This is a genomic window from Bacillus sp. JFL15 (assembly GCF_001184225.1).
GTDB classification, from domain to species: Bacteria; Bacillota; Bacilli; order Bacillales; family Bacillaceae; genus Bacillus; species Bacillus siamensis.
Genome location: NZ_KQ236689.1, coordinates 1,729,212 through 1,742,807, shown reverse-complemented (window position 1 = coordinate 1,742,807; position 13,596 = coordinate 1,729,212). Strand labels below are relative to the sequence as shown.

20 protein-coding genes and 1 pseudogene are annotated in these 13,596 nt (G+C 44.9%); 3 read left to right on the top strand and 18 right to left on the bottom strand.

All coding sequences use genetic code 11. From position 1 onward, the window contains the following. The first annotated feature begins 263 nt into the window (after window positions 1-263). A complete protein-coding gene (pdaB, locus tag AD710_RS08830) occupies window positions 264-1,028 on the top strand; it encodes a polysaccharide deacetylase family sporulation protein PdaB (protein WP_045926996.1) in 765 nt (254 codons plus the stop codon). Window position 1,029: 1 nt separating this feature from the next. Here the strand turns inward: pdaB and kbaA are convergent, their stop codons facing one another. Further along, on the bottom strand, window positions 1,030-1,626 hold the full coding sequence (gene kbaA, locus AD710_RS08825) for a KinB-signaling pathway activation protein (RefSeq protein WP_007410420.1): 597 nt from the start codon (window positions 1,624-1,626) through the stop codon (window positions 1,030-1,032). Between the two features lie 107 nt (window positions 1,627-1,733). Between kbaA and gerD the strand changes: the two genes are divergently transcribed. Further along, window positions 1,734-2,288 (top strand): spore germination lipoprotein GerD, encoded by a 555-nt coding sequence (gene gerD, locus AD710_RS08820; RefSeq protein WP_049627788.1) that lies wholly within the window; start codon window positions 1,734-1,736, stop codon window positions 2,286-2,288. 35 nt (window positions 2,289-2,323) lie between these two features. Here gerD and AD710_RS08815 read toward each other — a convergent pair whose 3' ends face one another. From AD710_RS08815 to AD710_RS08805, 3 genes are all read right to left on the bottom strand, one after another. Beyond that, a complete protein-coding gene (locus tag AD710_RS08815) occupies window positions 2,324-3,376 on the bottom strand; it encodes an Mrp/NBP35 family ATP-binding protein (RefSeq protein WP_047477885.1) in 1,053 nt (350 codons plus the stop codon). A 79-nt stretch (window positions 3,377-3,455) separates the two neighbouring features. Continuing rightward, window positions 3,456-4,169 (bottom strand): N-acetylmuramoyl-L-alanine amidase CwlD, encoded by a 714-nt coding sequence (cwlD, locus tag AD710_RS08810; RefSeq protein WP_016935889.1) that lies wholly within the window; start codon window positions 4,167-4,169, stop codon window positions 3,456-3,458. Between the two features lie 60 nt (window positions 4,170-4,229). Next, window positions 4,230-4,673, bottom strand: a complete 444-nt coding sequence (locus tag AD710_RS08805) for a DUF2521 family protein (protein WP_029575198.1) — start codon at window positions 4,671-4,673, stop codon at window positions 4,230-4,232. 131 nt (window positions 4,674-4,804) lie between these two features. Here AD710_RS08805 and AD710_RS08800 point away from each other — a divergent pair, with 131 nt between their 5' ends. Further along, a complete protein-coding gene (locus tag AD710_RS08800; protein WP_049627787.1) occupies window positions 4,805-5,251 on the top strand; it encodes a DinB family protein in 447 nt (148 codons plus the stop codon). A 40-nt stretch (window positions 5,252-5,291) separates the two neighbouring features. On the opposite strand, the gene AD710_RS08795 is transcribed toward AD710_RS08800, so the two are convergent. From AD710_RS08795 to AD710_RS19990, 14 genes and pseudogenes are all read right to left on the bottom strand, one after another. After that, window positions 5,292-6,059: a class I SAM-dependent methyltransferase gene (locus tag AD710_RS08795; RefSeq protein WP_047477890.1), complete on the bottom strand. Its 768-nt coding sequence runs from the start codon at window positions 6,057-6,059 to the stop codon at window positions 5,292-5,294. 138 nt (window positions 6,060-6,197) lie between these two features. Further along, window positions 6,198-6,590 (bottom strand): 30S ribosomal protein S9, encoded by a 393-nt coding sequence (gene rpsI / locus AD710_RS08790; RefSeq protein WP_003225846.1) that lies wholly within the window; start codon window positions 6,588-6,590, stop codon window positions 6,198-6,200. A 20-nt stretch (window positions 6,591-6,610) separates the two neighbouring features. Beyond that, a complete protein-coding gene (rplM, locus tag AD710_RS08785) occupies window positions 6,611-7,048 on the bottom strand; it encodes a 50S ribosomal protein L13 (RefSeq protein ID WP_003156556.1) in 438 nt (145 codons plus the stop codon). A 159-nt stretch (window positions 7,049-7,207) separates the two neighbouring features. After that, window positions 7,208-7,951 (bottom strand): tRNA pseudouridine(38-40) synthase TruA, encoded by a 744-nt coding sequence (gene truA / locus AD710_RS08780; RefSeq protein WP_049627786.1) that lies wholly within the window; start codon window positions 7,949-7,951, stop codon window positions 7,208-7,210. A gap of 12 nt (window positions 7,952-7,963) precedes the next feature. Further along, window positions 7,964-8,761, bottom strand: a complete 798-nt coding sequence (locus AD710_RS08775) for an energy-coupling factor transporter transmembrane component T family protein (RefSeq protein WP_016935894.1) — start codon at window positions 8,759-8,761, stop codon at window positions 7,964-7,966. Beyond that, window positions 8,758-9,627 carry an energy-coupling factor ABC transporter ATP-binding protein gene (locus tag AD710_RS08770; RefSeq protein WP_049627785.1) on the bottom strand — a complete coding sequence of 290 codons (870 nt, stop codon included), beginning with the start codon at window positions 9,625-9,627 and terminating at the stop codon, window positions 8,758-8,760. The genes AD710_RS08775 and AD710_RS08770 overlap by 4 nt, the downstream gene beginning before the upstream one ends. Then, entirely contained in the window at window positions 9,603-10,448 is an 846-nt protein-coding gene (locus AD710_RS08765; RefSeq protein ID WP_049627784.1) for an energy-coupling factor ABC transporter ATP-binding protein, read from the bottom strand. Before AD710_RS08765 ends, AD710_RS08770 begins: the two co-directional genes overlap by 25 nt. 131 nt (window positions 10,449-10,579) lie before the next feature. Next, entirely contained in the window at window positions 10,580-10,942 is a 363-nt protein-coding gene (rplQ, locus tag AD710_RS08760; RefSeq protein WP_003156550.1) for a 50S ribosomal protein L17, read from the bottom strand. Between the two features lie 77 nt (window positions 10,943-11,019). Continuing rightward, window positions 11,020-11,964 (bottom strand): DNA-directed RNA polymerase subunit alpha, encoded by a 945-nt coding sequence (locus tag AD710_RS08755; protein ID WP_003156549.1) that lies wholly within the window; start codon window positions 11,962-11,964, stop codon window positions 11,020-11,022. Between the two features lie 176 nt (window positions 11,965-12,140). Continuing rightward, entirely contained in the window at window positions 12,141-12,536 is a 396-nt protein-coding gene (gene rpsK, locus AD710_RS08750; RefSeq protein ID WP_007410409.1) for a 30S ribosomal protein S11, read from the bottom strand. A 20-nt stretch (window positions 12,537-12,556) separates the two neighbouring features. Continuing rightward, complete coding sequence (gene rpsM / locus AD710_RS08745; RefSeq protein WP_003156545.1) at window positions 12,557-12,922, bottom strand: 30S ribosomal protein S13; 366 nt, start codon at window positions 12,920-12,922, stop codon at window positions 12,557-12,559. Between the two features lie 22 nt (window positions 12,923-12,944). Continuing rightward, the gene (rpmJ, locus tag AD710_RS08740; protein WP_003156543.1) at window positions 12,945-13,058 is read right to left on the bottom strand and encodes a 50S ribosomal protein L36; all 114 of its coding nucleotides are present in this window, start codon (window positions 13,056-13,058) and stop codon (window positions 12,945-12,947) included. A 33-nt stretch (window positions 13,059-13,091) separates the two neighbouring features. Then, entirely contained in the window at window positions 13,092-13,310 is a 219-nt protein-coding gene (gene infA / locus AD710_RS08735) for a translation initiation factor IF-1 (protein ID WP_003156508.1), read from the bottom strand. After that, window positions 13,288-13,570, bottom strand: a pseudogene (locus AD710_RS19990) (KOW domain-containing RNA-binding protein). Before AD710_RS19990 ends, infA begins: the two are co-directional and overlap by 23 nt. Between the last annotated feature and the right edge of the window lie 26 nt (window positions 13,571-13,596).

Sequence of the window (13,596 nt, the reverse complement as noted above, 5' to 3'; positions counted from 1 at the left end):
GTTTTCAAAGATCATTACCGCTTGTTGAAGCAGCTTTATTAGCTTACCACTCAGCTTCTTTTATGTCAACAACTTTTTTTAAGTCGTTTTCGAAGCTTTTTGTTTTGTCTGCTGTTCATCAGCGACGAATAATAATATACCATGCATCCGCTAAATATAGCAAGTATTTTTTTCATCTTTTTTTAAAACTATAATTCGTTATATTCATCTCCGCTGCGGCATACGATGTAATCAAGCATGGACAAGATAAGGAGGCGTCATCAGTGAACCACTTCTACGTGTGGCACATCAAAAGGATAAAACAGCTGCTTATTATTATTATTGCCGCATTTGCAGCAGCCAGCTTTTTTTATATACAGAGAGCTGTCCCCCTTCCTGTATTTTTGACTGATAACGGTCCAAAAGCGATTTCTAAAGGCGAGACGAAATCAGACGAAGTGGCATTAACATTCGATATCAGCTGGGGCGATGAAAAGGCGGTTCCGATTCTGAACGCTCTGAAGGCAAACGGCATTAAAAACGCCACTTTTTTTCTGTCAGCTTCTTGGGCGGAACGGCACCCGGACACAGTCGAACGTATGATTAAAGACGGGCATCAAATCGGAAGCATGGGCTATGCGTATAAGAACTATACCAGTCTAGAGGATCAAGACATCAAGAAGGATATCCTCAGAGCCCAGACAGCATTTAAGAAAATGGGTGTGAAGAATGTTCATTTACTCCGCCCGCCGACCGGACAATTTAATAAAAAGGTTCTTACCATTGCACAGCAGTACCACTATTCAGTGGTTCATTACAGCATTAACTCACAGGATTGGAGAAATCCCGGCCCTGATAAAATCATTGAAAATGTAAACAGTCATATAAAAGGCGGCGACATTGTTCTGCTGCACGCCTCTGATTCAGCAACGCAAACGGAAGAAGCGCTCCCCGCCATCATTCACAATTTAAAACAAAAGGGTCTTAAAAACGTGACTGTCGGTGATCTGATCGCAAATACTGACGTCAAGTCATCAGAAGTGAAATAGGCTATCTCTGCGCAAACTTCGGCAGCATTAACAGCTGAAATGCGTTGCAGCCCATCAGCGGAATCAGCATCAAATAAAGCCAGTCCTCATTATTCACCCTTAACGCAGGAACCCATTCAAGCGCTGTAATAACAACCATTAAAAATAACGATGAAACGAACGTGTTTTTTGAGGACTGCTTTTGTTTTATATATGCCGTCAACAGGCCGACGGCAAGAAGGGCAAGCGGAAGCCAGACAAACCCTGCAATCGAGTCATCCCGCTCACCAAAAAACAAAAATCTCACATACATTAAATCAAAAGCAACAAACAGAATGATAAACAGCTGAAGCAGATTCCAAAGCGAGCTTGATCTGAGAATTTCAAGGGCAAAACGGTGCACTGTCAAAAATACGAAAAATCCCATTTGACTGATCACACTGAAGATCATGCCTACTCCGATAAACCAGATCAGAACGGAGAAAATCTGACCGGCCTCAAAATTCAGAAAGAACCCCTTGTACTCCCCCCACTTCAGTGCAAATCCCACGACGCTTGTAATAAGAGCGCCCACAGCTAAAATCGAAAAGAAAAATCGAACAAGCCCGCGGCTTTTCATCTCTTATTCATCCCCCTGACAATCGCGTTCAGCGATATTTTGTTATGTATAAATCCATTCCGGTGAATCATATTAAAAGTAAGAACAAGTAAGGAAGGAGCTTACGCATGTCAAAAGCCAAAACGCTATTGATAAGCTGTTTTGTTGTATTATCTGTAACAGCTTGCGCTCCAAAAGACCAAGCAGCGGATATGGATTATGACCAGACTAAAAAAATGGTTGTCGATATATTAAAAACAGATGATGGAAAAAAAGCAATTAAGGAAATATTAAATGACGATGCGATGAATGAGGCATTGGTGATTGATCAGAATGCCATTAAAGACACAATAGAGAAAACCCTCACCTCTAAAAAAGGGGCGGAGTTCTGGAAAACCATCTTTGAAGACTCAAAGTTCGCCGAGAGCTTTGCAAAGACACTTCAGCCTGAGCACGAAAAAATCATAAAAAAACTGATGAAAGACCCTGATTATCAGAAAAGTTTTATGCAGATCATGCAGGACCCCGGCATGGATAAAAAATACTACGAGCTGGTGAAAAGCCAAAAATTCCGCAGTTACTTAGAAGATGTGATTACAGAGACACTTTCCAGCCCGCTTTTCAAAAAGCAATTTGAGGATGAACTGAAAAAAGCGGCTTCAAGCTCTGAAAAAGAAAGCTAATAAAAGGCCGGGCCATATTGATCCCGGCCCCTTTTTTATTCAGCTGTTTTTTCAATAACTTTTTGGGCGATCCCCATATAAATTTCTCCGATCGGATGGCTTCTGTCATAAACAGAAGGCGCAAACTGGTCTTTGTCCCAATCAGGCTGTTTTAAAGGAATTCTGCCAAGCAGCGGCACCTGCAATTCCTCTGCAAGCTTATCCCCTCCGCCTTGGCCGAACACATATTCTTTCTCGCCGGTTTTTGCACTTTCATAGTAAGCCATATTTTCAATGACCCCTACAACTTCATGATCTGTCTTAATCGCCATAGAACCCGCTCTCGCCGCTACAAATGCAGCCGTAGGATGCGGCGTTGATACGATAATCTCTTTGCAGCTCGGAAGCATCGTGTGTACATCGAGCGCAACATCACCCGTACCCGGCGGCAGATCGAGAACGATATAGTCAACCTCTCCCCAGTCAACCTCATGGAAGAAGTTGTTCAGCATCTTACCGAGCATAGGGCCTCGCCAAACAACCGGAGCGTTCTCTTCGACGAAAAAGCCCATAGACATGACCTTTACTCCAAATCTTTCGACAGGAAGCAGTTTTTCTCCTTCTACTGTCGGACGAACTGTAATACCCATCATGTCAGGCACACTGAATCCGTATATATCCGCATCGATCAGACCGACTTTTTTGCCGAGCCGAGCAAGAGAAATGGCCAGATTGACGGAAACGGTTGATTTGCCGACTCCGCCTTTTCCGCTTGCCACTGCCAGAAAGACCGGCGGATGTTTCCTATTCAGCAGGGTTTCGCTTTCAGACGCCGGCTGGCTGAATTTCGCCAATGTCTCTTCCGGCAGCTCTTCAAACCGAAGACCGACAGTTTCCGCTCCTGCTTCTTTCAGAACGGATACCATTTCCTGCTGAATGCTCATTTGCTCAGCCGTCCCCGTTTTTGCCAATGCAATTTTCACACTGACATGCCGTTTTTCCGGCTTGATCTTTACTTCCTTAACGGCATCCAATTCTCCCAGCGGTCTATGAAGAAAAGGTTCGCGCATTTTTCCGATTATATTTCTTACTTCATCTTCTCTTATCATCGAACCCTCACCCTTTGTGTATTCGTTTACAAATGGTATTATACCATATATTAATTATAGAATCGGCGAAAAACCCTCCTTACTCGGGAGGGTCGCCTTTCTCTGTGAAGTATCTCAATACGCCCTTATACACGGAAGAAGCGATGATATCCTGATATTTAGGCTGGCCGAGCCTCTTCGCTTCTGCCGGATTGGATAAAAATCCGATCTCCACCAGCGCGCCCGGTTTGGTCACATTCTGCATTAAGTATATGCCGTGTATCCGTTTCGCCTTTCTCGTCGTATTCTCCAGGTTAATTCTCAGTTCATCTTGTATATACTTTGCCACTTTTTCATTCTCTTCGTATTTTCCATAGTAGAAACTTTGGGCGCCGCTCCATCTCGGTGACGGTATGGCGTTCAGATGAATGCTGATATAAAGCTCCGCCTCTGAACGGTTGATGAGTTCCACACGCTTTCTAAGGTCTTCCGCTTTGCGTCTGCTGTAGCCTTTCGTCCCTTCAGGCGCCAAGTCGGTATCCGTCTCCCGCGTCATGATGACCAAAGCCCCTTGCTCCTGTAAATAATCTCTCACCCTGGAGGCCACCTCAAGAGTAATATCTTTTTCAAGATGACTGCCTCCCGTAGCGCCGCCGTCCGGTCCGCCGTGTCCCGGATCGAGATAGATGATTTTCCCGCTCAGCGGCAGGCTCCACGGCCGCCAGGAATCATCATTATGAAATTGAAACCGGAATAAACACAATAATATGATAAAGCCAAGTAAAAAACCGAGCCATTTCAGTTTTTTTCTCATACTTTTCCCTCCCGCTTGTCCCCGTTATTAATAAGTATGGGACAAGGGAAGAAATTATGATTACCTCATGCGGAGCTTACATTGTTTTTCTCTTTGCAGGAATCCTTCCGTCCACCAGCTGTTGATAAACCGGCAGGACGCTTCATAGATTTCTTTTTGTTCTACGGAAGAATATTGCTCATGCGTCCAATTGCAAAGATATTCAAAAAAATCGACCGTCAGTTCTTCCTCTTCTTCAGCCGAACGCGCGTTTGCCCTCTGCAGGGACTCGCCATAATAGCCAAAGACGCCGAACCGGCCGCCTAATAAATACGCTTCTATTGCAAAATCTATGCATCCTTCACTGAGAATGCCGTTTTCGTCCTGAAAAAAGGGAAACAAGGGGGTAAGACACGCTTTTACGGATTGAATGATTTGCGTCAGTGACAGCTCCTTGAGTAAATTTTTCTCAAGCTCATAATCCTTCTGCCGTTTCACGTCTGAAAAAGATAAAACCTCTGCCATTGCCATTTCACTCTCCTTTTTACTGTTATTTTGAAAGGAATAAGGAAAAAGCATGCTTTGTTGATAGTGGAAATCCTCCCAAATGAAGGGGTTTCATGTTAACTGGGAGAATAAAGAGCAGAGGTGACGTTATGAAAAAGCTGTTTCAATACAATTGGACGGTGCGTGATGAGTGGTTTGCGATATGTGAGAAGCTGAGCCGAGAGGAACTGACAAAATCCCGGACGGGCGGAATGGAGAGCATCTTGCGGACTTTATTTCATATCATTGATGTCGAGATCAGCTGGGCTCGTGCCATTTTAGGTAAAGCTGATGTTTTGCCTGCTGAGTCTGATTATGCCAGCATACAGGATCTCCGGAAGCTCTCTGAACAGTATCGGGAGGATGTCATTCAAGCGGTCTCCGGCAAAGGAACGGATCTTGTTAAGCCGGGCTGGATGGACCAAACCTTTCATAAAGACGATATTCTCCGCCACATCCTTGCGCATGAGATTCACCATATGGGACAACTATCGGTTTGGGCCAGAGAAATTGGAATAGAACCGGTTTCAGCTAATGTGATCAGCCGCCCGCAGTAAAAAGCCGCAAAAAAACAGCACCGGTGACGGGATGCTGTTTTTATATTTTGATGCTTCTTGTTACGGAGTATGTATTAATGTATTCATCCAGAACGAGGCCGCCCTTGTCCTCATAAAAGCCGGCAACCATGAAGCCTGCGTCAATCTGGCCTTTAATTTGATCCTCTAACGTATGGCCGAATTCAAATGCTTCATGATTCTCAATGAGTTCCTGTACTTTTTTCTTGCTCAGATCTTTTTCATCCGAAAACGGAATGGAATACTTTACTTTTAGGACGCCCTCCTGCTCTAAATCCATATCAAATAAGAACACGACGGGATTTACAAACCCGGAGACTAACGATCCGCCCTTTTTTAATACGCGATAGGCTTCTTTCCATACCGGAAGAACTGAATCAACAAAGCAATTCGATACCGGATGCACGATAAAATCAAATGACTCATCATCAAAACAGCTCAGATCATTCATACTGCCTTTGACAGTCCGAAGTGTAAGGTTATCCCGTTCGGCAACCATTCTGTCTTGCGCAAGCTGCTTTTCCGAATTGTCAAAGACGGTGACATCAGCTCCTGCAGCAGCCAGCACCGGGCCTTGCTGTCCTCCTCCTGAAGCGAGACAAAGAACCTTCAAACCGTCTATGGATGGGAACCAATCCTCCGGCACGTCTTTTGCGGGGGTCATTCTGATGCTCCAATTGCCTTTTTTCGCTTCACCAATCGTATGGGAATCAACCGCAACCGTCCATTCATTGCCCGTTTCAACTTTTTTATCCCATGCCTTGCTGTTATGTATGGCTAACTGATTCATTATAACTGCGCTCCTTATTGGTAATGAATAGAGTATAACAAAACAATTCTAGAAAAACATTGGATAACCTCTTCGATATGAGAAAAAAATACAAAAAAACCACAACCAAGAAGTTGTGGTTTTTGCAATCCAAAACGATTAACGTTTTGAGAACTGAGGTGCACGACGAGCGCCTTTAAGACCGTATTTTTTACGTTCTTTCATACGAGCGTCACGAGTCAGAAGACCAGCACGTTTAAGTGTTGCACGGTATTCTGGATCTGCTTCAAGCAAAGCACGAGCGATACCATGACGGATTGCTCCAGCTTGACCAGATAAGCCGCCTCCATGTACGTTTACTAAAACATCATAAGTACCAGCTGTTTCAGTTAAAGTTAATGGTTGTTTGATATCTTCGATTAGAGCTGGAGATGGAATGTGCTCGCTGATTTCACGATTATTAACGACGATACGACCTTCTCCTGGAACTAAGCGCACACGCGCTACAGAACTTTTACGACGGCCAGTACCGTAATATTGAACCTGTGCCAAATTGGTAACCTCCTTTTTAATTAACCGCGAAGTTCGTAAACTTCAGGTTTTTGTGCTTCATGTGGATGCTCAGAACCACGGTATACGTTCAATTTTTTGAACATTTGACGACCTAGAGAACCTTTTGGAAGCATGCCTTTGATAGCAAGCTCAAGCATTTTCTCAGGGTAGTTTGTACGCATTTCAAGAGCAGTTCTTGATTTCAGACCGCCTGGGTGCATTGTGTGACGGTAGTAGATTTTATCAGTTAACTTTTTACCAGTTAACTCGATTTTTTCAGCGTTGATGATGATCACATGATCTCCTGTATCAACGTGCGGTGTATAAGTTGGTTTGTGTTTTCCGCGAAGGATAGATGCAACTTCTGTAGAAAGACGTCCTAGAGTCTTGCCAGCAGCATCAACAACTAACCACTTGCGTTCAATAGTACTTGCGTTAGCCATAGGTGTTGTACGCATTGAATTTCCCTCCTAAATGATCTGTCATTTTCAATAAACTTTGATTACGTTCTATTTCACAACACAATAAGTTCCGGGGCTTATCGTGGGGTTGAAATACATACCATATGATATCTTATAACTTTATGCAGACTCTGTCAAGAAAATGTTACACCTGGTTTAGTTGTCATAGCAAACGCGCCATAAATACAGCCCGTGCCCCGGTGCGGTGCGCCCCGCGGCTTCGCGATCCTTCGCTTCCAGCATTGCTTTTACATCATCAGGAGAAAATTTTCCAGTTCCTGTGTCCAATAACGTTCCGGCAATGATTCTGACCATATTATACAGAAATCCGTTTCCGGTGATCCGCATTTGCAGGCCGTCTCCGGTCTCAGTCCAATCCAGTTCGTAAACTGTTCTGACTTTATCCTGAACCGCGGTATCAGCCGCGCAAAAACTTGTGAAATCATGTGTCCCGATAAGGTGCCTTGAAGCTTCCCTCATTTTCTGCACATTAAGCTGATATGCAAAATGGTAAGCGTAATGTCGTTTAAATACGTCCGGGTGTTTCTCCGTATATACAAAGTAGCGATATTCCTTTTGGACTGCGCTAAATCGTGCATGGAACCCATCATCCGCAATCTCTGCTGTTTTGACGGCAATATCATCAGGCAGCAGGGCATTGAGCGCAAACGGCCATTTTTCAGCCGGAATGGATAGCGGCGTATCAAAATGAATGACCTGCCCGGCAGCATGAACATCGCTGTCAGTGCGGCCCGATGAGATGACAGGCACCCTGCCGTCCGTTTTGTGGATGACGGCGAGCGCCTTTTCCAATTCACTTTGAACGGTCCGTTTTCCAGGCTGAGCCTGATATCCGTTAAACAAATGCCCGTCATAAGCAATGGTACATTTCATTCTCATTCAGCAGCACCTCTAACTTCTTAAGAAAAACAATAATACGGCTAATACGATGATGAGCAGAATAGCTCCGGTATCCTTGCCGGTCCAGACAAGCTTTCTGTATTTCGTTCTCCCCTCACCGCCCTGGTAGCCTCTCGCCTCCATGGCGACCGCGAGCTCTTCCGCGCGTTTAAAGGCGCTGACAAACAGCGGAACAAGCAGCGGAACAACAGCTTTGATTCTGTCTTTCACCGGGCCGCTTGTAAAATCCGCCCCCCTCGCCATTTGCGCCTTCATGATTTTATCCGTCTCCTCCATCAGCGTCGGAATAAAGCGCAGCGAAATCGACATCATCAACGCGAGTTCGTGTACGGGCAGCTTCACCTTTTTAAATGGATTCAAGAGCTGCTCCATTCCATCCGTTATTTCAATCGGCGTTGTCGTCAGCGTCAACAGCGTCGTCATAAAGATGAGGTAGACGAAACGTAGAGAGATAAAAATCCCCTGTACAAGTCCGCCCTCATACACTTTAAACCAGCCAAGCTGAAAAATGACAGACCCTTCATGCGTCATGAAGATGTGCAGTAAAAACGTAAACGCCACAATCCAGATAATCGGCTTAAGCCCCTTCAGTAAAAAGCTGAAAGGCACTCGCGTTAAGGCGATCACCCCGAATGTAAATAAACCGAGCAAAGCGTACGTCTGCACGTTGTTTGCCAAAAAGACGATACATACAAAAAGAAAGATGCTGACAAGTTTTGTTCGCGGGTCCAATCGGTGGATAAGCGATGAACCGGGAACATACTTTCCGATAATCATGCTGTCCATCATTGGTCCTTTTCCTCCTGAAAGAAAGCCTTAATTTCGCTGGCGGCATCCTGCAGGGTCAGCATGGGTTTCTCATACTTGACTCCGAGAGCCGCCTCAAGCCGTCTCTGAAACTTCACCGATTCAGGAAGATCCAGGCCCATTTCGGCCATCTCTTCACCTTTTGCAAACAAGTCGCGCGGACTCCCCGTCGCTTTAATGGTTCCTTTGTGCATGACGATCATCTCGTCGGCATAGCGGGCGGCATCCTCCATACTGTGGGTGACGAGAACGGTAGTCAGGTTCCCGCGCTTATGAAGCGCATAGAACATGTCCATAATGTCCTGGCGCCCTCTGGGATCAAGGCCGGCCGTCGGTTCATCCAAAACCAGCACTTCCGGCTCCATCGCGAGAACGCCGGCAATCGCCACTCTGCGCATCTGACCGCCGCTGAGCTCAAACGGCGAACGATCCAAAATGTCTTCCGGGAGGCCCACAAGCTCCAGCATCTCTTTCGCCTTTCGTTCAGCGTCTTCTTTTTTCACACCGAAATTCATCGGTCCGAATGAGATGTCCTTCAGCACAGTCTCCTCAAACAGCTGATGTTCGGGAAATTGGAAAACGATTCCGACTTTTTTCCGCAAAGTCTTAAGATTTTTATTCTTTTTACCGGCTGCCAAAATCGTGCTGCCGAGTTCCAGCTGTCCTTTAGTAGGTCTCAGCAAACCGTTTAAATGCTGTAAGAGCGTGGATTTGCCCGACCCTGTATGTCCGATGACGGCCACATAGTTGCCCTCTTTTATCACGGCATTGATATCATACAGAGCAAGCCGTTCAAACGGTGTCTTCATTTGATAGCGATGTTCTACATCTTTGATTTTAATGTCCACAGCTCATTCACCAGCCCTTCCTGAGTCAGATGGTTTTTCGTTAACGCCAGTCCGCTTTCTTTCAAAAGCAGGCTGAGCTGGAATGAGAAAGGCAAATCAAGACCGATGCGAACCAAGTCTTCATTTAATTTAAAGATCTCTTCAGGCGGGCCTTCTGCATACTTCCTGCCGCCGTTCATTACAATGATTCTGTCCGCCCTTGCGGCTTCTTCCAGGTCATGTGTAATCGAAATGACGGTGGCCGTGCCCTGACCTTTCAAGCGTCTGACAGTATCAAGGACTTCTTCTCTCCCGATTGGGTCAAGCATGGATGTCGCTTCATCCAAAATCATAATATCAGGACGCGCAGCAATAACCCCTGCGATCGCCACTCTTTGTTTTTGACCTCCGGAGAGATGGTGCGGCTCTTGATCAAGAAAATCCTGCATATTGACTTGTTTGACAGCCCAATCTACTCTCTCGATCATTTCTTCGCGCGGAACCCCATTGTTTTCTAAACCAAAAGCCACATCATCGCGAACCGTTGTTCCGACAAATTGGTTATCGGGATTCTGAAAGACCATCCCTATTTTTTTTCGCACATCCCACACGGTATCTTCAGTCAGTTTGATGCCGCCGACTTCAATATCTCCGGCCTCAGGCAAAATCAGTCCGTTCAGCGCTCTGGCCAAAGTCGACTTCCCTGAACCATTGTGGCCTACGATAGCAAGCCATTCTCCTTCGTATACCTCCAGACTCACACCGTCCAGCGCCGGTCTTTCTGCATCTTTGCGGTATCGAAATAGGATGTCTTTTACGGATATAAGCTGTTTTTGATCCACGGGTGCCTGGCCTCCTCTCAGCTATAGCTCTGCTTTTCTGTCTCATAATAAAAAGTTCTGGTATCTAAAAAAAGGGCATAGATCCAGTTAGAAACTGTCCCGCCCTTCTTTAGATACACAAAAATATGTGATTAAACCAATTCGATGATTGCCATTGGTGCACCGTCACCACGGCGAGGACCAAGCTTCATAATACGTGTGTATCCGCCTTGGCGCTCCTCGTAACGAGTTGCAATGTCAGAGAATAATTTTTGAAGTGCATCTTGGTTATTTTCTTCATTTGCAACCTCGTTGCGAATGTATGCAGCAGCTTGACGACGAGCATGCAAGTCACCGCGCTTACCAAGAGTGATCATCTTTTCAACAACAGAGCGAAGTTCTTTCGCACGTGTTTCAGTTGTTTCAATTCTTTCGTTGATGATCAAATCTGTTGTAAGATCACGAAGCATAGCTTTACGCTGTGAACTCGTACGTCCTAGTTTTCTGTATGACATGTGATGTCCCCTCCTTTAATGGAATGCTGTTTCTAAATAAAAAACACACGAAAATCCTAGTTCACATGGAAACTAGATCAATCGTCTTTGCGAAGGCCGAGTCCAAGTTCTTCTAGTTTCGCTTTCACTTCTTCAAGTGATTTGCGTCCCAGGTTGCGAACTTTCATCATATCTTCTTCCGTCTTGTTCGCAAGTTCTTGAACCGTGTTAATGCCCGCACGCTTCAAGCAGTTGTAAGAACGGACAGAAAGATCAAGTTCCTCAATCGTCATTTCAAGAACTTTTTCTTTTTGATCCTCTTCTTTTTCAACCATGATTTCAGCATGCTGAGCTTCGTCAGTTAAACCAACGAATATATTAAGGTGTTCAGTTAAAATCTTAGAACCGAGAGCAATTGCTTCCTTCGGTCCAGTGCTTCCGTCAGTCCAAACATCAAGTGTAAGTTTGTCATAGTTTGCAACCTGGCCTACACGAGTGTTTTCTACCTGATAAGATAAACGAGAAACTGGCGTAAAGATTGAATCGATCGGAATCACGCCGATTGGCTGATCGTCTCTTTTGTTCGAATCAGCAGGTGTATACCCACGTCCTCTTTGTGCAGTAAGGCGAACTCGGAAACTCGCATTCTCACCAAGAGTCGCGATATGAAGATCCGGATTAAGGATTTCAACATCGCTGTCGTGTGTAATATCAGCTGCTGTGACAGTTCCTTCACCCTGTACATCAATTTCGAGCGTCTTCTCTTCATCAGAGTAGATTTTCAATGCAAGCTTTTTAATGTGCAAGATTATCGTTGTAACATCTTCCACAACGCCTTCGATTGTCGAGAATTCGTGCAGTACACCATCTATCTGGATCGATGTTACAGCGGCACCAGGGAGTGAGGATAAGAGGATACGACGTAAGGAGTTACCCAGAGTTGTACCATATCCACGCTCAAGCGGCTCTACGACAAACTTACCAAATTTGGCATCGTCGCTGATTTCAACCGTTTCGATTTTTGGTTTTTCAATCTCGATCATTACTTAAAACCCTCCTTCAAAACGTCGAAACCTCGAATAGAATCATATGAGATTCCATCCGAAATTCCCCATTGTTTAGTCCCGTATGTGCTCAGGCAACGAGTCGGTGCATTCGTTTCATAAATAACTGTATCATAACCCATTATTGACAGGGACACAAAATCTATACAAACAAATTACACGCGGCGACGTTTTGGTGGACGGCATCCATTATGAGGAACAGGAGTTACGTCTCTGATAGCTGTAACTTCAAGTCCGGCAGCTTGTAAAGCGCGGATTGCAGCTTCACGGCCAGAACCTGGTCCTTTAACAGTTACTTCAAGAGTTTTAAGTCCGTGTTCGATTGAACCTTTAGCAGCTGTTTCAGCAGCCATTTGCGCAGCAAAAGGAGTAGATTTACGAGAACCTCTGAATCCTAGAGCTCCGGCACTTGACCAAGAAAGAGCATTACCATGAGTATCAGTGATCGTAACGATCGTGTTATTGAAAGTTGAACGAATATGAGCGATTCCTGACTCAATATTCTTTTTCACGCGACGTTTACGCGTGTTTTGTTTACGAGCAGCAGCCATTGTTTAGGTACCTCCCTTACTTATTTTTTCTTGTTAGCTACAGTACGACGCGGACCTTTACGAGTACGCGCATTGTTTTTAGAGTTTTGTCCGCGAACAGGCAAACCTCTGCGATGGCGGATTCCGCGGTAGCTTCCGATTTCGATCAGACGCTTGATGTTAAGAGAAACTTCACGGCGAAGGTCACCTTCTACTTTCAGTTTGTCAATAACATCACGGATTTTACCAAGTTCTTCTTCAGTAAGATCACGCACACGAGTATCTTCAGAAACACCAGCCTCTTTCAAGACTTGCTGAGCCGTTGTGCGGCCAATTCCGAAGACATATGTTAAAGAAATAACAACACGTTTGTCACGTGGGATATCTACACCAGCAATACGAGCCATTCTCTGGGCACCTCCTTATTAATTATCCTTGTTTTTGTTTATGCTTTGGATTTTCACAGATCACCATTACTTTTCCTTTTCTGCGAATAACTTTACATTTCTCGCAGATTGGTTTAACTGATGGTCTCACTTTCATGTGTTTCCAACCTCCTTCAGTTTCCGGAGTGCTTTATTTGTAACGGTACGTAATCCTGCCACGAGTTAAGTCATATGGAGATAATTCTACCGTAACTTTGTCTCCAGGTAAAATGCGAATGAAGTGCATGCGGATTTTACCAGATACGTGAGCCAAAACCGTATGGCCATTTTCGAGTTCAACTTTGAACATCGCGTTTGGCAGAGTTTCGACTATCGTACCTTCCACTTCAATTACATCGTCTTTCGCCATTCAAGTGTTCTCCCTTCTTCAAATCAGTAACTTGCTCTCTGACAAATTTCAAAAGAGAAAATCTCAGTTATCCGTTTGTCACACGCCCTGTTTCGTTTATACTGTTCTGAACTTCCGGAGATACGCAATCATAAAGGGTGAATGATTGATATTCTTTTTCTAAGGAGAATGAAATGTACGCTTTTCTCCGTCTGCTTTAGTACATGATGATGAATCGTCATTCCGATAACAGCAGCTAGCCGGTTTTTCCTCCGACCAATTGTAAACCTACAATCTGCCCAGGTGC

Coding starts and splice junctions, on each gene's coding strand:
- kbaA (WP_007410420.1), bottom strand. CDS start 1,626: ATGAAAAGCCGCGGGCTTGTTCGATTTTTCTTTTCGATTTTAGCTGTG.
- gerD (WP_049627788.1), top strand. CDS start 1,734: ATGTCAAAAGCCAAAACGCTATTGATAAGCTGTTTTGTTGTATTATCT.
- AD710_RS08815 (WP_047477885.1), bottom strand. CDS start 3,376: ATGATAAGAGAAGATGAAGTAAGAAATATAATCGGAAAAATGCGCGAA.
- cwlD (WP_016935889.1), bottom strand. CDS start 4,169: ATGAGAAAAAAACTGAAATGGCTCGGTTTTTTACTTGGCTTTATCATA.
- AD710_RS08805 (WP_029575198.1), bottom strand. CDS start 4,673: ATGGCAGAGGTTTTATCTTTTTCAGACGTGAAACGGCAGAAGGATTAT.
- AD710_RS08800 (WP_049627787.1), top strand. CDS start 4,805: ATGAAAAAGCTGTTTCAATACAATTGGACGGTGCGTGATGAGTGGTTT.
- AD710_RS08795 (WP_047477890.1), bottom strand. CDS start 6,059: ATGAATCAGTTAGCCATACATAACAGCAAGGCATGGGATAAAAAAGTT.
- rplM (WP_003156556.1), bottom strand. CDS start 7,048: ATGCGTACAACACCTATGGCTAACGCAAGTACTATTGAACGCAAGTGG.
- truA (WP_049627786.1), bottom strand. CDS start 7,951: ATGAGAATGAAATGTACCATTGCTTATGACGGGCATTTGTTTAACGGA.
- AD710_RS08775 (WP_016935894.1), bottom strand. CDS start 8,761: ATGATGGACAGCATGATTATCGGAAAGTATGTTCCCGGTTCATCGCTT.
- rplQ (WP_003156550.1), bottom strand. CDS start 10,942: ATGTCATACAGAAAACTAGGACGTACGAGTTCACAGCGTAAAGCTATG.
- AD710_RS08755 (WP_003156549.1), bottom strand. CDS start 11,964: ATGATCGAGATTGAAAAACCAAAAATCGAAACGGTTGAAATCAGCGAC.
- rpsK (WP_007410409.1), bottom strand. CDS start 12,536: ATGGCTGCTGCTCGTAAACAAAACACGCGTAAACGTCGCGTGAAAAAG.
- rpsM (WP_003156545.1), bottom strand. CDS start 12,922: ATGGCTCGTATTGCTGGTGTAGATATCCCACGTGACAAACGTGTTGTT.
- rpmJ (WP_003156543.1), bottom strand. CDS start 13,058: ATGAAAGTGAGACCATCAGTTAAACCAATCTGCGAGAAATGTAAAGTT.
- infA (WP_003156508.1), bottom strand. CDS start 13,310: ATGGCGAAAGACGATGTAATTGAAGTGGAAGGTACGATAGTCGAAACT.